This window comes from Nonomuraea roseoviolacea subsp. carminata (genome assembly GCF_024172185.1).
GTDB classification, from domain to species: Bacteria; Actinomycetota; Actinomycetes; order Streptosporangiales; family Streptosporangiaceae; genus Nonomuraea; species Nonomuraea roseoviolacea.
Genome location: NZ_JAMZEC010000001.1, coordinates 5,350,356 through 5,369,458, shown reverse-complemented (window position 1 = coordinate 5,369,458; position 19,103 = coordinate 5,350,356). Strand labels below are relative to the sequence as shown.

Genomic DNA, 19,103 nt, shown 5'->3' with positions numbered 1-19,103 from the left:
GACACTTCCGACCCCCGCGTGGCCTGGCCCGTTGCACAGGTGGCAAGCGCTTGCTACGTTTCGGCCGTGCGCCCTGACCGGGCACGACCCGACGGTGAGTCGCTCAGGCATGTCGCGGTGCCGTACGACTCGGACGACGACCTCCTGCGGCTGCTCCTGCCGCGCGTGCGCGCCGCGCTGCGCGAGGGCCGGCGGGTGCTGGCGGTCGTCACCCACGCCCGGCTGGAGCTGTTACGGGACGCGCTCGGCGGCGACGACGCGCGCCGCCTCGACAGCCGCGCCCGCGCCTCCTGGTACGCCCACCCGCACCGCGCGCTCGCGGCCTGTCACGAGTACACCCTGGGCCGGCGCACCCTGGTGGTCGGCGAGCCGCCCTGGCCCGGGCACGGCGAGCGTGAGGTGCGCGAGTGGATCCGCTACGAGTCGGTGGTCAACGCGGCGCTCGGCGGCGCGGCGGCCGAGCTGCTCTGCCTGTACGGCCCGCGCGACGTGCCGGAGGAGGCCCGCGCGCACGTCCCGCTCACCCACCCGTACCTGCTCGGCCCGTACGGCGAGACGCCCAGCCCCGGCTTCGTCGAGCCGCACGAACTGGTGCTGACCGGCGACGACCAGCCCCTGCCGGGCCCGAGCGGGCAGGTGGAGTCGGTGCGGTTCACCGCGCCGGAGCTGCGGCGGCTGCGGCACACGGTCGGCGACTACGCGCGGGCGGCCGGCATGGACCGCGACCGGGCCGCGTCACTGGTGCTGAGCGTGTCGGAGATCGCCGCCAACAGCGTCGAGCACGGCGCCGGGCACGGGACGATCACGATGTGGGTCAACGGGCGGGAGCTGATCTGCGAGCTGGCCGACCCGGGCGGGGCGCTGGAGGACCCGCTTCCGGGCTACATACCACCGGAGCCCGAATCCTCGCGAGGATACGGGCTCTGGATCAGCCGCCAGCTCTGCGACCTGGTGGAGCTGCGCACGGATGACGGGACGCTGCGCGTGCGGCTCCACATGCGCCTGGGCGGGCGGCGGGGGACGGGGGCGGGGTGAGGGATCAGGCCGCCGTGCGCTGGGCCGGAGGACGGAAGGCGCCCTCTTCCACGGCGTACGGCTCCAGCATGGTCCGGAGCTGGCGGCGGCCCCGGTGGAGGCGGGACATCACGGTGCCGATGGGGGTGCCCATCCGCTCGGCGATCTCCTTGTACGCGAACCCCTCGACGTCGGCCAGGTACACGGCCACGCGGAAGTCCTCGGGCAGGGAGCGCAGCGCGTTCATCACGACGTTGTCGGGCAGCCGCTCCAGCGCCTCGGTCTCGGCCGACTTCAGCCCGGTCGAGGAGTGCGACTCGGCGGCGTGCAGCTGCCAGTCCTCGATCTCCTCGGCGGCCGACAGCTTGGGCGAGCGCTGCCGCTTGCGGTAGTCGTTGATGAAGTTGTTGGTGAGGATGCGGTGCAGCCACGCCTTGAGGTTGGTGCCCTCGCGGAACTGGTGGTAGGACGTGTACGCCTTGGCCACCGTCTCCTGCACGAGGTCCTCGGCGTCGGCCGTGTTACGGGTCAGTCGCATGGCGGAGGCGAACAGCTGCGACGTCACGGGCACGACATCGCGCTCGAACCAGTCCTGACGCTGCTCTTCGGTCATAGTGATCAAGTTTCCCCCTTGCGCTATCCCATCTCGGCACAGGTCGGCCCGCAGCAAAACCATGGTGTCAACACCCACGTAAGGGCCGCGTTAACGGTTACGCCTGGTCAGAGAGGTGAGAAGTCCATCTGCTCGCGGCGTGCGTTATCACGTCCACGGCTGGACTTGTCTCAGTACCATAACACTATCCACCCATTTCTGCGGAAAAAGTGGCCAGAGTCACATGAGATAGCGTATGCACATGGATTTTGTGGATCGTCACGACACGAGGACGCGCCACTGGGTGGCCGAGGCCATCCGTACGGTGGAAGCCGACGCCAACCGGAGTTGTGACACGCACCTTCATGTCTTTCCGCTGCCCCCGCAGTGGGGGGTAAACCTCTACTTGAAAGACGAGTCGGTGCACCCCACCGGTTCACTCAAGCACCGCCTGGCCCGCTCGCTCTTCCTGTACGGCCTGGCCAACGGCTGGATCGGTCCCGACACGACCATCGTCGAGGCGTCCAGCGGATCGACCGCGGTGAGCGAGGCGTACTTCGCCCGGCTGCTCGGCCTGCCGTTCATCGCGGTGATGCCGGCCTCGACCTCGCCGGAGAAGTGTCACCTCATCGAGTTCCACGGCGGCAAGTGCCACCTCGTCGACGATCCCACGACCATCTACGACGAGTCGCGCCGCCTGGCCGCCGAGACCGGCGGCCACTTCATGGACCAGTTCACCTACGCCGAGCGGGCCACGGACTGGCGCGGCAACAACAACATCGCCGAGTCGATCTTCGCCCAGATGGCGATGGAGCCGCACCCGGTGCCCGCCTGGATCGTCGTCGGCGCCGGCACCGGCGGCACGTCGTCCACGATCGGCCGCTACATCCGCTACCGGCGCCACTCCTCCCGCCTGGCCGTGGCCGACCCGGAGGGCTCGGCCTTCTACCCGTCCTGGGTGTCGGGCGACGTCACGGTCACCGCGAAGGGCTCGCGGATCGAGGGCATCGGCCGGCCCCGGGTGGAGCCGTCGTTCCAGCCGTCGGTGATCGACCGCATGCTGGCCGTGCCGGACGCCCGCTCGATCGCGGCCATGCACTGGGTGCGCGAGGTGACCGGCCGCGACGTCGGCGGCTCGACCGGCACCAACGTGGCCGCCTGCGTCGAGCTGATCCGGGAGATGCGCGCCGCCGGCGAGCGGGGCAGCATCGTGACCCTCATCTGCGACGGCGGCGAGCGCTACCGGGGCACGTACTGCGAGCCGGCCTGGCTGGCCGCCCAGGGGCTGGACATCCACCCCCACCTGGACGACCTGCGCGCCTTCCTGGCGAGCTGAGGCGCAGGCCGCCTAGGCGGACCTGGCCGGATCGACGGAGAAGAACCCGGCCAGGTCGTCCAGCATCGCGTGCGCGCCCTGGATGCCGACCGCCGTCATCCACGTCTGGTCGGCGACCTCGTGCTTGGCGCCCTTGAGCCTGCCCCACAGCGGGTTGGCGACGAACTTGTCCTTGTACTTCGCCGCCTCGGGATCGCCGTAGGTGGCCACGAAGATGTGCTCGGCGTCGAGGTCGGCGATGCGCTCCTGGCTGACGTTCACCACGATCGAGTCGGTGACCGTGGGCTGGCCCTGCGGTCGCGGGAAGCCGACGTCCTTCAGGACGATGCCCGAGTACGACTTCTCGACGTACAGGCGGGCCGTCGGCTCGCCGGCGAAGCGGACGATCGAGACGGTGGGCAGCTTCCCGCCCTCCTTGGCCTTGATCTCCTCACCGATCTTCGCGGCGCGGGCCTCGTACTCCTTGACCCTGGTCTCGGCGAGCTCCTCCTTGCCGAGCGCCTGGCCCATGAGCCGGACGTTGTCCTTCCAGATGGCCCCGGTGGTCTCGCTGAAAACGGTCGGCGCGATCTTGGAGAGCTTGTCGTAGAGGGCCGCGTGGCGCACCTTGGCGGAGACGATGAGGTCCGGCTTGAGCGCCATGATCTTCTCCAGGCTGGGCTGCTCCAGCGTCCCGACCGGGACGGCCTCCTTGCCGTACCGGCCGGCGACCGCGCCGAGGTAGTCGGGCAGCTTGGTCTCGATGGAGCGGTAGGTGGTGTAGCCGACGACCGGGGTCTCCAGCGTCAGGACCGCGTCCACGAAGCTCTGGTCGAGGGCCACGACCCGCTTGGGCTGTGCGGGGATCGCCGTCTCGCCCATGGCGTGCTTGACGGTGCGGAACGGCTTGCCGGCCTGGCTCGTCGCCGGGGAGCCGGCGCTCGTGGACCCCGTGCCGCCCGAACCACAGGCGGCGGCGAGACCCGCCACCAGCATCGCGGCCACCACAGCGCGCAACCGTCTCATCGAAACCCCTTCTCCGGCAAAAAGTTAGGCAACCCTTATTTAGGTTAGCCCTGCCTAAGCTGGCATACTTCAGCGGGACGGGCAACTGCCGGAAGGGGACCACGTGAGCGCAACCGCCGTCGCGCCGCGCCTCCACGGCATCCGCCGGCGCCGCGGCCTCGTGCTCGCCGCCCTGCTCGCGGCCGTGTGCGCCGCGGTGGTGCTGAGCGTCACGATCGGCGCCAAGCCCGTGCCCCTCGCCGACGCGTGGTCGGCGCTCACCGCGCCCACCGGCACCGAGAACGACATCGTCATCCGCTCGCTGCGCGTGCCCAGGACCGCCCTCGGCGTGCTGGCCGGGATCGCGCTCGGCGTGGCCGGGGCGCTCATGCAGGGCCACACCCGCAACCCGCTCGCCGACCCGGGCCTGCTCGGCGTCACCCAGGGCGCCGCGTTCGCGATGGTCGCCTCGATCATCCTGCTCGGCGCGCAGAGCCTGCTCGCCTACATCTGGTTCGGCCTGGCCGGCGCGCTGGTCGCCAGCGTGTGCGTCTTCACGCTCGGCATGGTCGGCGGACGGGGCGGCCCCACGCCGGTCACGCTCGCGCTGGCCGGCACCGCCGTCAGCGCCTTCCTGTACGCCCTGACCTCCGCGATCGTGCTGCTGGACGAGCAGGCCATGGACGTCTTCCGATTCTGGCAGTCCGGCTCCGTCGCCGGCCGGGGCCCCGACGTGGTCTGGCAGGTGCTGCCCTTCATCGTGGTGGGGCTGGTGCTGGCGCTGGTCAACGCGCCCGGTCTGAACGCCCTCTCCCTCGGCGAGGACGTCGCCCGCGGCCTCGGCCAGAACATCGCCCTCACCCGGGGCGTCGGCGTCACCGCCGTCACGCTGCTCACCGGGGCGGCCGTGGCCTCCTGCGGGTCGCTCGCGTTCGTCGGGCTCGTGGTGCCGCACCTGGCCCGCCCGCTGTCCGGCACCGACCACCGCTGGCTGCTGCCGTACTCCGGGCTGATCGGCGCGGCCCTGCTGCTGGTCGCCGACGTGATCGGCCGCGTCGTCGCCCCTCCCGGCGAGCTGGAGGTCGGCGTGGTGCTGGCACTGATCGGCGCCCCGTTCTTCGTGGCGCTCGTCCGCCGCAGGAAGCCGGTGCGGCTGTGACGACGACCACCAGGACGCGGACCAGGGCGTCGGTCCCGCTGCGCGCGGCGGGGCTGTCCTGGCGGGTGCGCCCGCGCGGCGTCGCCGTCACCGTGGGCGGCCTGCTGGCGCTCGCCCTGCTCATGGCCCTGAACATGCGCCTCGGCGACCTGCCCCTCGGTCTGGCGGACGTCGTGCGCGCCACGTTCGACCCGTCCGTGCCCGAGCACTTCGTGGTGATGGAGCTGCGGCTGCCGCGCGCCCTGACCGGCGCGCTCGTCGGCGCCGCGCTCGCCCTGTCGGGCGCGATCATCCAGTCCATCGCCCGCAACCCGCTGGCCAGCCCCGAGATCCTCGGCGTCACCACCGGCGCCTCCGTGACCGTGGTGGCCGGGGTCGTCATGAGCGGCAGCGCGTACGGCGGCGTCAGCGGCCTGTTCTCCGCCCTCGGCATCCCGGCGCTCGCGCTGCTCGGCGGCCTGGCCGGGGCCGCCATCGTGTACGCGCTGGCCTGGCGGCGCGGCCTCGACGGCTACCGGCTGGTGCTGGTGGGCATCGGCGTGGCGGCCGTGTTCACGAACGTGAAGTACTGGCTGCTGACCGTCGGCGACGTCAACGACACCGGCCGCGCCATGGTGTGGATCAGCGGATCGCTCAACGGCCGCGGCTGGGAGCACGTCGTGCCGGTCGGGCTGGCCCTGGCCGTGCTCGTCCCGCTGACCCTGATCGGCACCCGCTCGCTCGACGCGCTGCGCTACGGCGACGACACCGTCACCGCCCTCGGCGTCCGGGTCAACCCGGCGCGCGCGCTCATGCTGCTCGCCGCCGTGCTGCTGGCGGCCGTGGCGACGGCCTCGGCCGGGCCGATCGCGTTCGTGGCCCTCGCCTCGCCGCAGATCGCGCTGCGGGTGGTGCGGTGCGCCCAGCCGCCGCTGCTGTCGTCGGCCGTCACCGGCGCCGTCCTCGCGACCGGGGCCGACCTGATCGCGCGCACCGCCTTCTCCCCGATCGAGCTGCCCGTGGGCGTCGTCACCGCGGTGCTCGGCGCGCCGTACCTGATCCACCTCATCTGGAGGGCACGCAAATGAGGCTCCAGGCCGCCGGTGTCACGCTCGGCTACGGCGACCGGGTCGTCGTCGACGGGCTCGACCTCGGGATCGAGGCCGGCACGGTGACCACGATCATCGGGCCCAACGGGTGCGGCAAGTCCACGCTGCTGCGCGCCCTCGGCCGGCTGCTCAAGCCGCGCGGCGGCGAGGTGCTGCTCGACGGCAGGCGCATCGACGGCATGCCGACGCGGGAGGTGGCCAAGGTGCTCGGCGTGCTGCCGCAGGCGCCCACCGCGCCCGAGGGGCTGACCGTGGCCGACCTGGTCGCGCGGGGCAGGCACCCGCACCAGACGTGGTACCGGCAGTGGTCGTCCGACGACGAGAGCGCCGTGGCCCTCGCCCTGGAGCTGACCGGCCTGACCGACCTCGCCGAGCGCCCCCTGGACGAGCTGTCGGGCGGCCAGCGGCAGCGGGCCTGGATCTCGATGGCGCTCGCCCAGGGCACCGACCTGCTGCTGCTCGACGAGCCCACCACGTTCCTCGACCTGGCCCACCAGGTGGAGGTGCTGGAGCTCGTACGGAACCTGCACCAGGAGGCGGGGCGGACCATCGTCATGGTCCTGCACGACCTCAACCTGGCGGCCCGCTACGCCGACCGGCTGGTGGCCATGCGCGGCGGCCGCGTGGTGGCCGCGGGCGGCCCGCACGAGGTGCTGACCGAGGAGCTGATGCGCGAGGTGTTCGAGCTGGACGCCAAGGTCATCGCCGATCCGGTGGCGGGGACTCCGATGGTGGTGCCGATCCGGCCGCTGTCCCGGCCCTGACGTCCTCGACGGTCAGCCGCCGCAGGGGCGAGCGGGCCACCGCGACCGCGATGACCGCCCAGCTCAGGCCGGCGAACACCATGATCGCGTACGCGTCGCGCGCCCTCGCCTCGAACAGCCCCGCCGCCAGCGCCGCCAGCGGGATGGACGCGAAGGCGATCATCCGGGCCGTGCCGAGGACCCGTCCGAGCAGGTGGTCGGGGATGAGGCGCTGCCGTACGGTCGCCGTGGCCACGATCATCGTCCCCGCCGCCGCGAACTGCCCCGTCCACGCCAGCCCGATCGGGACCGGGCCCCGGGCGACGGTCATGAGCAGCATCGACGCTCCCCCGGCCACCAGCGACCAGGTCATGATCCGTCCCGGCGGCCACACCCGGACCAGCCACCCGCCCAGCAGCGCCCCCGCCACCGCGCCCGCCCCCTGGAAGGCGTAGACGACGCCGATCTCGCCCGGCGTGAAGCCGTGGTAGGAGCTGAGGTAGTAGACGAGGTCGGCCAGCAGCAGCCACACGCCGAAGTTGCAGGCCGACGACATGATCGCGGTCGTGAGGACGGCCCGGTCGCCGCGCCAGAGGAACCGCAGGCCCTCCCGCAGGTCCGCCGCCATCGACCACCGCGCCCGCCCCTCCTCCGCACCCGCCGCCGTCGGCCATCGCGCCCGCCCCTCCCCCGCGCCCGCCGTCACCGGTCCCGGCTCTCCCTCCTCGGGCCGCCGCCGGTCGCGAGCGGCCGTGGCGGTGAAGCGCCCGCCGATGAGGGCGATCAGCAGCGCCGACAGCAGGAACGACCCGGCGTCCACGTACACCGCGACGTGGTAGCCGAACGCCACCACCAGCGCCCCGCCCGCCATCGGCCCCGCCATGCCCACCGCGTGCTCGCCGATGTGGACGCGCGCGTTGGCCTGCGGCAGCCGCTCCGCCGGCACCAGGGCCGGCACCAGCGCCCGGAACGCCGGCTGGTAGAGCGGATCGACCGCCGCCAGCAGCAGCGCCACCAGGTAGATCGGCCACAGCCGCCCCACGCCCAGGGCCACCATCGCGGCGAGCACCAGCGTGACCACCGCGGACGCCGTGTCGCCCACCACCAGCAGCCGCCGCCGGTCGTACCGGTCCGCCAGCACCCCGCCGACCATCCCCAGCAGCAGGTACGGCACGTACTCCATCACGTAGACCAGGCCGGTCCCGAGCGGCGACCCCGTGAGGTCGTAGACCAGGAGCGGCAGCGCCAGGCGGTAGATCCACGTGCCCAGCGAGGACGCCAGGAACCCGGTCAGCAGGAGCCAGTAGGACCGGCCCACCGCCTCACGCCTCCGCGAGCGCCCGCCGGATGTCGGGGTCTCCCGGGGCCAGCCGCGCGGCCCGCAGGAGGTCGCGGCGCGCCTCGTCCGGCCGTCCCGCCGCGCTGTGCACCAGATGCCGGTTGAACAGCAGCTCGGCCGTCTCCTCCAGCTTCAGCGCCCGCGTGAGGTCGGACAGGGCGGCGGCGTGGTCGCCCTCGTCGTAGGCGACGGCGGCCCGGCCGGCCCAGGCGGCCACGAGGTCCGGGTCGAGCTCCAGGGCGGCGTCGAACGCGGCGACGGCCTCCGACCGGCGCCCCTCGGCCGCCTCCACCTGGCCGAGCACGCACCTGAGGTGGGGGCTGCGCGGGTCGAGGGCGAGCCCGCGCTCGGCGTCGCGCCGGGCCGCGGCGTTCTCCCCGGCGGCGGCCAGCAGCCCCGCCCGGTTCACGTACGCGGGGGCGAAGCGCGGGTCGAGGTCGAGCGTGTGGTCGAGGTCGGCGAGCGCGCCGTCGAGGTCGCCGGTCGTGTACCGGACCTCCGCGCGGTTGTAGTACGCCTCGGGGAACGGGGGGCTGAGGCGGATCGCGGCCTCGAAGTCGGCCCGCGCGTCCTCGTGGCGGCCCAGCTTGTGCAGCAGGGTGCCGCGGTCGAGGTAGTAGTCGGGGTAGCCGGGGTCGGCGCCGATGGCGATCGCGTAGTCGGCCAGCGCCTCCTGGGTGCGGCCGGTGGCGGCCAGGAGCTGGGCGCGGTTGGCGTACAGCACGAGCCGGTGGATCGGGTGGGTGCCGGCCAGGTGCTCCTCGGCCAGGTCGATGGCCTCGCGCACCAGGTCGAGAGCGTTGTCGAGGTTGCCCCTGCGCACCTCGACCAGGGCCTTGCCGTTGAGGTCGAAGCCCAGGTGGAAGGCGCGCTCGCGGGCGTCGGGCAGCAGCGAGGTGATCGTGACGGCCTCGTTGGCCCAGGACAGGGCCTCCTCGGGGTCGCGCCGGGCGAGGTCGTGGTGGCGCACCAGCAGCATGGCGGTGGCGTAGGCGATCGTGGCGCGGTGCCTGGGGTCGACGGTCAGGCGGCGGGCCCGGTCGTACAGGGCGCGGGCCTCGTCCTCGCGTTCGATGGCCTCCAGCGAGCCGCCCACGCGCTGCACGAGGGTCCGCCAGCGGTCCGGGTCGGCCTCGTACGTCATGCCGCGCAGCGCCTCAAGGCCGGCCTCGGCCATGGCGTGATGGAAGCCCTCGTCGCGGAAGCGGTCGAAGTCGGCGCTGAGCGGGCCGCCGGACGGCGCGGACCGGCCGGGGACGATCCGCAGCAGGCCGGGGTCCACCCGCCTGCGCAGCACCTCGACCAGCTCGGCGTCGGTGGGGTCGGCCTCGTCGAGGTTGTCGACCGTGACGGTGAGGGGCCGGGTGCGGGTCAGGTGGTCGCGGACGAACTCGGCCAGCCCGTTCGCGATCCGCAGCGTGCGGCGGGGGCCGGGGATGAGGATGCGCTGCGCTCTCGGCAGCGTCTCGGCGAGGGAGCGCCTGCGCCGGGGAACGCTCAGGTGCGGCGCCGCGACGCCGATCTCGATGTCGTGCGCGGCGACGAGGTCGGGCCCGCGGCCCAGTGCTTCTGGGACGAGGCGGTCCAGCAGTGCCGCGGCGAGCGTGTAGGGGCCGCGCAGCCTGCGGTCGGCGTCCAGGACGATAGATTCCACCCGAACCTTCTTCCGTGATCCGTCTCCGGTCGCGCCCCGACCGGCGTCCCTTCACGGGACGCCGGTCGGGCGGGGATCAGTGACCGTGCCGCGGGGCGGCCGCACCGGAGGGCTTCACGGTTCCGGGCTTGTGGACGACGACCTTCTTCATCGGGGGTGCCTCTCGTGTACCAACATGACGAGACCGGCGCGAACCCGTCGCGGGGCGATCTCTCGGATGACCGGTTCATGTGAACACACGCCGATGAGGGCGATCAAGGCTTTTCCGGGTAAGTAAAATTTCCTGTCCAATTTTCGGAAATAGCCTTAACAGGAATGGCCGTATCCGAAAATAATGCGCCCGTTATTCGCCGATGATCGCGTCCACGAAGACCTCGGGATCGAAGGGCGCCAGGTCGTCGGCCCCCTCGCCGAGGCCGACCAGCTTGACCGGAACCCCCAGCTCCCGCTGGACGGAGATGACGATGCCGCCCTTGGCCGTGCCGTCGAGCTTGGTCAGCGCGATGCCGGTGATGTTGACCACCTCGCCGAACACCTGGGCCTGGCGCATGCCGTTCTGGCCCGTGGTCGCGTCGAGGACGAGCAGCACCTCGTCGACCGTGGCCTTCTTCTCGATGACCCGCTTGACCTTGCCCAGCTCGTCCATCAGGCCCGTCTTGGTGTGCAGCCGGCCCGCCGTGTCGACGATGACCACGTCGGCCTTGTCCTCGATGCCCTTGGTGACGGCGTCGAAGGCCACCGAGGCCGGGTCGCCGCCTTCCGGGCCGCGCACGGTGTCGGCGCCGACCCGCTCGCCCCAGGTCTGGAGCTGGTCGGCCGCCGCCGCGCGGAACGTGTCGGCCGCGCCCAGCACGACCTTCTTGCCGTCGCCGACGAGGACGCGGGCGAGCTTGCCGGTGGTGGTGGTCTTGCCGGTGCCGTTGACGCCGACGACCAGCACCACCGCGGCCCGCTCGCCGTGCGGCTTGACGTGCAGGGTGCGGTCGAGGTCGGGGTTGACCTGGATGAGGAGCTGCTCGCGCAGCAGCGCGCGCACCTCTTCGGGGGTGCGGCTGCCGAGCACCTTGACCTTGGTGCGCAGCTCCTCGACGATCGCCTGGGTGGGCGCCACGCCGACGTCGGCCTTGATCAGCAGCTCCTCGACCTCGTCCCACACCTCGTCGTCGAGGCGGTCGCGGGAGAGCAGGTCGAGCAGGCCGCGGCCGAGCGCGCTCTGCGAGCGGGCCAGCCGGGACCGCAGCCGCACCATCCGGCCCGCGGACGGCGGCGGCACCTCCACCTCGGGCGCGACGACCATCGGCTCGGCCGGCTTGACCGGCGGGGGGAGCGTGGTGGTCGCTCCTCCTTCGCCCTCCTCGGTCCCCGTCTTCGGGCGTTCCTTCTCCTCCTCCGGGAGGGGCGCCGTCTCGGGCGGCTCGACCGGCGGCGCGGACTTGCCGCCCGGTCTGAAGAGCAGGAAGAGGCCGCCGGCCGCCAGCAGGGCGACGACGACCACGATGACTATGACGCCGAGGTAACCATCCACAAGATGTCAGTTTTCCAGATCGACTGTCGTGCTCATGCCCAGGGCGGCGCGACGGGCGCGTCCGCCGGGCCCGCCCTCGGTGCCGGTCGGCCGCTCCGCGCGTCGGTCGGGCCCGCCCTCGGCAGCGGCCGGCCACCGCCGCGCGTCAGGCCGGCTCGCGCTCGCGCAGGCGCTGGCTGACCACCTGGGTCACGCCGTCGCCGCGCATCGACACGCCGTACAGCGCGTCGGCGATCTCCATCGTCCGCTTGTTGTGGGTGATGACGATGAGCTGGGAGCTCTGCCGCAGCTCCTCGAACAGCGTGAGCAGCCGCTGCGTGTTGGTGTCGTCGAGCGCCGCCTCGACCTCGTCCATGACGTAGAACGGCGACGGCCGCGCCTTGAAGATCGACACCAGGAACGCCACCGCGGTCAGCGACCGCTCGCCGCCCGACAGCAGCGACAGCCGCTTGACCTTCTTGCCCGGCGGCCTGGCCTCCACCTCGATGCCGGTGGTCAGCATGTCCTCGGGGTCGGTGAGCACCAGCCGGCCCTCGCCGCCCGGGAAGACCCGGCCGAAGACCTGGTCGAACTCGCGCGCCACGTCCTCGTAGGCGGAGGCGAACATCTGCTGCACCCGGTCGTCGACCTCCTTGACCACGGTCAGCAGGTCGCGCCGCGTCTTCTTGAGGTCTTCGAGCTGGGAGTTGAGGAACGCGTGCCGCTCCTCCAGCGCCGCGAACTCCTCCAGCGCCAGCGGGTTGACCTTGCCGAGCTGCTGCATCTGCCGCTCGGCGGCGCGGGCCCGCTTCTCCTGCTCCTCCCGCACGTACGGCACGGGCGGCTCGCCGGGCACCGGGGCCTCGGGCCCGTACTCGGCGATCAGCGCCTCGGCCTCGACGCCGAACTCGTCCATGGCCCGCTGCTCCATCTGCTCCAGGCGCAGCCGCTGCTCGGTGCGGGCCACCTCGCTGCCGTGGACGCGGTTGACCAGCTTGTCCAGCTCCTGTGTGAGCTCGCGCACCCGCAGGCGCACCTGCTTGAGCTCGGCGTCGACGGCGACCCGGGCGAGGTCGGCGTCGTCGCGCTCGCGCGCGGCCAGCTCGACGGACGCGCTCAGGGCGGCCAGCACCTGCTTCGCGCCCCGGCTGACGGCCTCGGCCACGCTCGCCTGACGGCGCCGCCGGGCGCGCTGGGCGGCCGCCTGGGCGCGTTCCTGGCGCTCCCGCTGCGCGGCCCGCAGCAGGCCGTCGGCGCGGCCCTCGATGCCCTTGACGCGCTCCTCGGCCGTGCGGACCTGCAGGCCCGCCTCCATCTCCCGCTGGCGGGCCGCCTGGCAGGTCGCGGCCAGCTCGTCACGGGCGTCGGTGGTGGGCTCGGTCTCCAGCTCCTGGGCGTACTCGGCCTCGGCGAGCCGCATCTCCAGCTCGGCCAGCTCCTCCAGACCCTCGGCGCGGGCCTCCTCGGCGGCCGTGACGCTGCGCGCCAGCCGCTCGGCCTCGTCGTGGGCGGCCTTGGCGGCGGCTTCGAGCTGCGCGAGGCGGCGGGCGACGTCGGCGCTGCGCCGGTCGGCCTCGCGCTGGCGGGCCCTGACCTGGTCGAGCGTGGCCTGGGCGGCGCTCACGGCGGCCTGGGCGGTGTCGGCGGCGCTCTGGGCCTCGCCGACGGCCGTCTGCGCGGCCTCCACGGCCGCCTGCGCCTCCTGCTCGGCGCCCAGCGCCTCGTCGAGGCCGACGGCCGTGCTCGCGGCGCGCGCCTCGGCCTCCTCCAGGTCGGCGAGGGCGTCGTCGAGAGCGGCGCGCACCTGCAGGACGGACGTGCCGCCCTCGGAGCCGCCGCTGGCCAGGTGCGCGGCGACCAGGTCGCCTCCCCTGGTGACGGCCCGCAGGTCGGGGTGCGCCTCGGCGAGACGGCGCGCGGCGGCCAGGTCGCCGACGACGACGACGCCGTCGAGCACCCGGGCGACGGCGTCCCTCAGCGGCGCGGGCACGCCGACCAGGTCGGCCGCCCACTCCCCGCCCTCGGGCGCCGCCCCGCGCTCGGCGACCCCTCCGCCGGGAGAGCCCGTCACGAGGAGGGTGGCCTGGCCGGCCTCCTTGAGGCGGAGCAGTTCGAGCGCCTCCACGGCCGTGCCCACCGACTCGACCGCGACCGCCTCGGCCACCGGCCCGAGCACGGCCGCGACGGCCGCCTCGGCGCCCGGCGCGACCTGGAGCGAGGCCGCCAGCGGCCCCAGCACCCCGGACAGGCCCGTCTCCATCAGCGCCGCGCCGCCGTCGGCGCCCCGGGACAGCCCCAGCTCCAGCGCCTCGGCGCGGGCGCGCAGCGCGGCCACGGCCCGCTGAGCCTCCTGGTCGGCGGCGCGGGCCGTGCCGACCCGCGACCTGGCCGCCTGGAGCGTTTCACGCGGACCGCCGAGCGCCCCCCGCGCCTGTTCGACGCCCGCCCTGGCCTCCTCCGCCGCGGCGCGCGCCTCCTCGACCACCGCCTGCGCGGTGGCCAGCTCCTCGGCCAGCGCCGGGTCGGCGGCGGGCTCCTCGCCGCGCCGCTCCTCCAGGTCGTCGAGGGCGCGCCGCTCGCGCTCGGCCGCGTCGGCGACCGCCTTGGTCAGGCGGCCGATCTCGTCCTCGGCCGCGCGTGACCTGCTGCGTACGGAGTCGACCTGGCCGCGCAGCCGGGCCAGGCCCTCGCGGCGGTCGGCGGCGGCGCGGGCGGCCATCGCGAGCCGCCGCTCCTCGGCGGCCAGCTCGGACTCGGCCTCGGCGCGCCGTTCGGCGGCGCCGTCGAGGAGCTCCTGCGCCGCCTCCAGCTCGGCGCGCAGCACCAGCTCGCGCTCGCGCGCCTCGCCGGCCTCGCGTTCGAGGTCCTCGGGGTCACGGCCGCGGCGCTCGATGGAGGCGGCGTCGAGGGCATGGCGGTGGCGCTCGGCGGCGAGCTGTTCCAGGCCGGTCAGGCGTTCGCGCAGGGACGACAGCCGGAACCAGGTCTGCTGGGCGGCGCTCAGCCGCGGCTGGGCCTCGGCCTCGGCGGTCTCAAGTGCGGCCTCGCGCTGCTGGCCCTCGGCCAGCTCGGCCTCGACCTGGGCGCGCCGGGCCAGGACGGCGGCCTCGTCGGCCGCCTCGCGCTCCAGCGTGGCGCGCAGGATGCACACGTCGTCGGCCAGCAGCCGCAGCCGCGCGTCGCGCAGGTCGGCCTGGATCACCGCGGCCTTGCGGGCGATCTCGGCCTGGCGGCCCAGCGGCTTGAGCTGGCGGCGCAGCTCGGTGGCGAGGTCCTGGACGCGGGTCAGGTTGGCCTGCATCGCGTCGAGCTTGCGCAGCGCCTTCTCCTTGCGCTTGCGGTGCTTCAGGACGCCCGCGGCCTCCTCGATGAACGCCCGGCGGTCCTCGGGGCCCGCGTGCAGCACGGCGTCGAGCTGGCCCTGGCCGACGATGACGTGCATCTCCCGGCCGATGCCCGAGTCGGACAGCAGCTCCTGGATGTCGAGGAGCCGGCAGGTGTCGCCGTTGATGGCGTACTCGCTCTGCCCGGACCGGAACATCAGCCGGCTGATCGTCACCTCGGTGTAGTCGATGGGCAGCGCGCCGTCGGTGTTGTCGATGGTGAGCGTGACCTCGGCGCGGCCCAGCGGGGGCCGGGACGAGGTGCCGGCGAAGATGACGTCCTCCATCTTGCCGCCGCGCAGCGACTTGGCGCTGTGCTCGCCCATGACCCAGGCCAGGGCGTCGACGACGTTGGACTTGCCCGAGCCGTTGGGGCCGACCACGCAGGTGATGCCCGGCTCGAAGCGCAGGGCGGTGGCGGAGGCGAAGGACTTGAAGCCGCGCAGGGTGAGGGTCTTCAAGTGCAAGAGCGGCCCCCTTCTCCCTGAACGGACTTCGGGAAAGCCTACTGGTCCGCGCGCCTCGTCGCAGGCCACCACGGTGGCGTCGTCGTTCGGAGACGGAAAAGGGGTTTCACATCATTGCGAACGAGGGCAAATAACAAGGGACGCCTCGTTGAGACGTCCCTCAGTCTTGCGTTCCGATCACTCTCAGGTGAGTGCCGGCTCGCGCTCCTGCATGCGGCTGATCGCCTCATCGCGGGTTTGCGCCGCAAGAGCGTCATTCTGAGCCTGAAGTCGGATGAGTTCTGCCTCCAGGTCACGGATCCGCTGCTGCAGACGCCGCATCTCCGAGACCATTCGAGGGTCAGGACCACCGACGTGGCCGAGTAGAGCCTTCGCCATGGTAAAGGGTCCTCCACGCTGAGTGACCAGACTGGTTCGCGCACTTCATATTCCGCGGGAGGGGTGCGCGTGGTACTTAACAAGAGTCGCACCGGCAGTGAGGGCGGTCAAGTCGATCGGACCGTCACGCCCCTCGCGGGGCACTCCCGGCATATAACTATACCCCATTTGGGCGGTTTAGTGAAACCGGCTAGCGCTCCCGGAAACCCCCCAAACCACCTCGGACTTCGCTCCACCTCTCCACTACTCCATCGACTCTTCCCGGCGTGTCGCAACCCCTCAGCAACTCCAGCAGCTTGACGCACGCCGCGCGCGGCCCCTCGGCGACCACCTCGACCCGGCCGTCGTCCGTGTTGCGCGCCCAGCCGGCCAAGCCGAGCTCCAGCGCCCGCGCCCGGGTCCACCAGCGGAAGCCCACACCCTGCACGCGTCCCCTGACCCAGGCGGTCAGCCGTACGCTCTCCTCCACGCTCCACCCCTCTCCGGACACCCGGCGTCACGCCACCTTGCGGCGCGCCTCCGGGCCCGCCACGCCCGCGGCGGTCTCGGCGCTCTCGGCGAAGGCGCGTACCGCGGCCGTCGCACCGGCCCGCGGCCACGCCAGCCCGAGCACCGACGCCGGCAGGCCCGTCACCGGCACGAACACCACGTCGCGGCGCTCGTGGTAGGCCGCCGTCGGCGTGCAGAACAGCATGCCGCCGCGGCCCAGCGCGACCAGCGTGATGCCCTCCTGGCTGGTGGCGACCGTACCCCCTCGCGGGATGGGCAGGCCCGCCGGGGTGCGCTCGGGCGCGACCAGCTCGCGCCAGGCCCGCGGCGCCGGGCCGGCCGGCTCGATCAGCGGCAGGCCGGCCAGCTCCTCCGCGTCCACGGCGCGCCGGACCGCGAGCGGATGGCCGGCGGGCAGGCCCAGGCTCACCGGCACCCGGTTCAGGCCGCGCCCCGTCTCCAGGTCGGGCTCGTCCACCGGCAGCAGCGTGAACGTCACGTCCACCAGGCCGCCGCGCAGCCGCCCGAACGGGTCGGACAGCGGCACCTCCACCAGCCGTACCTCGCACGACGGGTACAGCGCCTCGAAGGCCCGCACGGACGCGGTGACGAGGTCGGTGGGCGTGCCGAGGAAGCCGACGCGCAGCACGCCCGTCACCTCGCGGGCCGCCGCCCTGGCCCGGTCCACCGCGTCGCGCAGCCCGTCGTACGCCGGTCGCAGGTCCGCAAGGAAGCGCTCGCCGAGCGGCGTGAGCCGCACCCGCCTGCTGGTCCGGTCGAACAGCCGGGCGCCGATCCGCGTCTCCAGGGCGCGGACGAGCTGGCTGACCCGGCCCGGCGACAGGTACAGCCGGTCGGCGGCCCGCGCGAAGTGGAGCTCCTCGCTGAGCACCACGAAGCACTCCAGTTCCCTGAACTCCATCCTCACCCCTTAGTCCAGCTAAAGCTTGCCTGAGCGTCCCGTCATTGTTCCCCCGGGGCCACGGCCGAAGGCTTGGGTCATGACCTCCACCGTCTCCGATGCCGCGCCTGTGAAGGCGCGCCCCCTCGCCGTGGCCGCCGTCGCGGCGGGCACCTTCACCATTGTCACCAGTGAGATGCTTCCCGTCGGCCTGCTCACCCCCATCGGCGCCGACCTGGGCGTCTCCGACGGCACGGCCGGCCTGATGATGACCGCCCCCGGCCTCGTCGCCGCCGTCGCCGCGCCGCTGATCACGCTGGCCGCGCGGAGCCTGGACCGCCGCGTGGTGCTGTGCGGGCTGATGGCGCTGCTCGCCGCCGCCAACCTGCTGGCCGCGCTGGCGCCCGGCTACCCGGTCATGCTGGCGGCGCGGGTGCTGACGGGGGTGAGCATCGGCGGGTTCTGGGCGTTCGCGGTGGGCCTCGCGGTGCGGCTGGCGCCGGAGCCGCTGGTCGGCAGGGCCGCGGCGACGATCGCGTCGGGCATCGCGGTGGCGTCCGTGCTGGGCGTGCCCGCCGGGACGTTCGTCTCCTCGGTCGCGGGCTGGCGGGCGGCGTTCGCGGCGGTCGCGCTGCTCGCCGTGGTCCTGTGCGTCGCGCTGGCCCGGCTGCTGCCGGCTCTGCCCGCCGAGCGGCCCGCGCGCCTGTCGGACCTGTGGCGGGTGTGGCGCGCGGGCCCGCTCAGGGTCGTGCTGGTCGTGACCGCGCTCGTGGTGACCGGCCACTTCGCGGCCTACACCTACGTCCGGCCGTTCCTGGAGCAGGCCGCGGGGGCGGGCGCCACGGCCGTGAGCGCCGTCCTGCTGGGGTACGGCGTCGCCGGTGTGGCGGGCAACTTCGCGGCCGGCGCGCGGGCGGCCCGGCGGCCCCGAGGCGTGCTCGTGACGCTCGCCCTGCTCATCGGGGCCGCGACCGCGGCGCTCGCCGCCACGCCCGCTTCGATCGGCCCGGCGACGGCCCTGCTCGTGCTGTGGGGCGTGGCCTACGGGGGCGTGTCGGTGACCCTGCAGATGTGGATCGTCCGGGCCGGCGGCGGCGAGGCGGGCATGGCCATGCTGACCTCGGTCTTCAACGCGGCCATCTCGCTCGGCGCGTTCGCCGGCGGGCGGGTGGTGGACGGGGCGTCGGCGCCCGCCGTCATGTGGCTCGGCGCGGGGCTGTCGCTGGCCGCCGCGGCCGTCGCTGGCATGTCGGGCAGGAGAACGACGAGCGGTTCATGAACGCGTCGCGGACGATGGGGGTGCCGCAGCGGGAGCAGGGCAGGTCGCGGCGGCCGTACGCCTCCAGGGAGCGCTCGAAGTAGCCGCTCTCACCGTTGACGTTGACGTACAGGCTGTCGAACGACGTGCCGCCCTGGCGCAGGGCGGCCGTCATGACCTCCCGGACCCCGGCGAGCAGCTCGGCGATCTTGGGCCGGGTGAGCGACTGCGTGGGATGCGCCCAGTGCAGCCGGGCCAGCCAGAGGGCCTCGTCGGCGTAGATGTTGCCGACGCCGCTGATCAGCGTCTGGTCGAGCAGGGCCCGCTTGACCTCGGTGCGCCTGCGCCGCAGGGCGGCGGCGAACCGGTCGTCGTCGAAGGCCTCCTCGAACGGGTCGGGGGCGATGTGCGAGATCGGCGCGGGCACGCCGCCCTCCATCGGCGTCAGCATGACGTGCCCGAAGGTGCGCTGGTCGACGAAGCGCAGCTCGGGACCGCCGTCGGCGAAGGAGAGCCGTACGCGCAGGTGCTTCTCCAGCGGGGAGTCCGCATCCACGACGAGGAGCTGCCCGCTCATGCCCAGATGGGCCATGAGCGCCTCCTCGGCGCCCGACAGCGGCAGCCACAGATACTTGCCGCGCCGCTCGGCGGACAGCAGCACCCGGCCCTTCAGCCGCGCGGCGAACTCCTCGGCGCCCGGCACGTGCCGGCGCACCGCCCGCGGGTGCAGCACCTCGGCCGCGGCGATCTCGCGGCCGGCCACCCACTGCGCGAGGCCGCGCCGGACGACCTCGACCTCCGGCAGTTCAGGCAA

The 19,103-nt window shown here is 73.5% G+C and carries 16 protein-coding genes; 6 read left to right on the top strand and 10 right to left on the bottom strand.

What is annotated here, in order from left to right; all coding sequences use genetic code 11:
- Nucleotides 1-66 precede the first annotated feature (66 nt).
- Complete coding sequence (locus tag HD595_RS25005) at nt 67-1,035, top strand: anti-sigma factor RsbA family regulatory protein (protein WP_253773003.1); 969 nt, start codon at nt 67-69, stop codon at nt 1,033-1,035.
- A 4-nt stretch (nt 1,036-1,039) separates the two neighbouring features.
- Here the strand turns inward: HD595_RS25005 and HD595_RS25000 are convergent, their stop codons facing one another.
- Nucleotides 1,040-1,627 (bottom strand): sigma-70 family RNA polymerase sigma factor, encoded by a 588-nt coding sequence (locus tag HD595_RS25000; protein WP_175592315.1) that lies wholly within the window; start codon nt 1,625-1,627, stop codon nt 1,040-1,042.
- Between the two features lie 241 nt (nt 1,628-1,868).
- Between HD595_RS25000 and HD595_RS24995 the strand changes: the two genes are divergently transcribed.
- Nucleotides 1,869-2,942, top strand: a complete 1,074-nt coding sequence (locus HD595_RS24995; protein WP_253773001.1) for a PLP-dependent cysteine synthase family protein — start codon at nt 1,869-1,871, stop codon at nt 2,940-2,942.
- A gap of 12 nt (nt 2,943-2,954) precedes the next feature.
- On the opposite strand, the gene HD595_RS24990 is transcribed toward HD595_RS24995, so the two are convergent.
- Nucleotides 2,955-3,947: an ABC transporter substrate-binding protein gene (locus HD595_RS24990; RefSeq protein ID WP_253772999.1), complete on the bottom strand. Its 993-nt coding sequence runs from the start codon at nt 3,945-3,947 to the stop codon at nt 2,955-2,957.
- A 103-nt stretch (nt 3,948-4,050) separates the two neighbouring features.
- Here HD595_RS24990 and HD595_RS24985 point away from each other — a divergent pair, with 103 nt between their 5' ends.
- Genes HD595_RS24985 through HD595_RS24975 form a run of 3 tightly spaced genes read left to right on the top strand, consistent with a single transcriptional unit; the run spans nt 4,051 to nt 6,937 of the window.
- Nucleotides 4,051-5,085: a FecCD family ABC transporter permease gene (locus HD595_RS24985; protein WP_253772997.1), complete on the top strand. Its 1,035-nt coding sequence runs from the start codon at nt 4,051-4,053 to the stop codon at nt 5,083-5,085.
- Nucleotides 5,082-6,152 (top strand): FecCD family ABC transporter permease, encoded by a 1,071-nt coding sequence (locus HD595_RS24980; protein ID WP_253772995.1) that lies wholly within the window; start codon nt 5,082-5,084, stop codon nt 6,150-6,152. Before HD595_RS24985 ends, HD595_RS24980 begins: the two co-directional genes overlap by 4 nt.
- Nucleotides 6,149-6,937 (top strand): ABC transporter ATP-binding protein, encoded by a 789-nt coding sequence (locus tag HD595_RS24975; protein ID WP_253772993.1) that lies wholly within the window; start codon nt 6,149-6,151, stop codon nt 6,935-6,937. The genes HD595_RS24980 and HD595_RS24975 overlap by 4 nt, the downstream gene beginning before the upstream one ends.
- Here the strand turns inward: HD595_RS24975 and HD595_RS24970 are convergent.
- From HD595_RS24970 to HD595_RS24940, 7 genes are all read right to left on the bottom strand, one after another.
- Entirely contained in the window at nt 6,873-8,234 is a 1,362-nt protein-coding gene (locus HD595_RS24970) for an MFS transporter (protein WP_253772991.1), read from the bottom strand. The two genes, HD595_RS24975 and HD595_RS24970, sit on opposite strands and share 65 nt — an antisense overlap.
- Before the next feature lie 4 nt (nt 8,235-8,238).
- Nucleotides 8,239-9,909: a tetratricopeptide repeat protein gene (locus tag HD595_RS24965; protein WP_253772989.1), complete on the bottom strand. Its 1,671-nt coding sequence runs from the start codon at nt 9,907-9,909 to the stop codon at nt 8,239-8,241.
- Nucleotides 9,910-10,252: 343 nt separating this feature from the next.
- Entirely contained in the window at nt 10,253-11,434 is a 1,182-nt protein-coding gene (ftsY, locus tag HD595_RS24960) for a signal recognition particle-docking protein FtsY (RefSeq protein WP_253772987.1), read from the bottom strand.
- 145 nt (nt 11,435-11,579) lie between these two features.
- Nucleotides 11,580-15,263, bottom strand: coding sequence for a chromosome segregation protein SMC (smc, locus tag HD595_RS24955; RefSeq protein WP_253772985.1), 3,684 nt, complete (start codon nt 15,261-15,263; stop codon nt 11,580-11,582).
- A 183-nt stretch (nt 15,264-15,446) separates the two neighbouring features.
- Complete coding sequence (locus HD595_RS24950; protein WP_049556952.1) at nt 15,447-15,641, bottom strand: hypothetical protein; 195 nt, start codon at nt 15,639-15,641, stop codon at nt 15,447-15,449.
- 190 nt (nt 15,642-15,831) lie between these two features.
- On the bottom strand, nt 15,832-16,110 hold the full coding sequence (locus HD595_RS24945; RefSeq protein ID WP_253772983.1) for an acylphosphatase: 279 nt from the start codon (nt 16,108-16,110) through the stop codon (nt 15,832-15,834).
- Between the two features lie 27 nt (nt 16,111-16,137).
- A complete protein-coding gene (locus HD595_RS24940; protein WP_253772981.1) occupies nt 16,138-17,052 on the bottom strand; it encodes a LysR family transcriptional regulator in 915 nt (304 codons plus the stop codon).
- 79 nt (nt 17,053-17,131) lie between these two features.
- Here HD595_RS24940 and HD595_RS24935 point away from each other — a divergent pair, with 79 nt between their 5' ends.
- Complete coding sequence (locus HD595_RS24935; protein ID WP_253772979.1) at nt 17,132-18,310, top strand: MFS transporter; 1,179 nt, start codon at nt 17,132-17,134, stop codon at nt 18,308-18,310.
- Here the strand turns inward: HD595_RS24935 and mutM are convergent.
- Nucleotides 18,228-19,103: a bifunctional DNA-formamidopyrimidine glycosylase/DNA-(apurinic or apyrimidinic site) lyase gene (gene mutM / locus HD595_RS24930; RefSeq protein ID WP_253772977.1), complete on the bottom strand. Its 876-nt coding sequence runs from the start codon at nt 19,101-19,103 to the stop codon at nt 18,228-18,230. The two genes, HD595_RS24935 and mutM, sit on opposite strands and share 83 nt — an antisense overlap.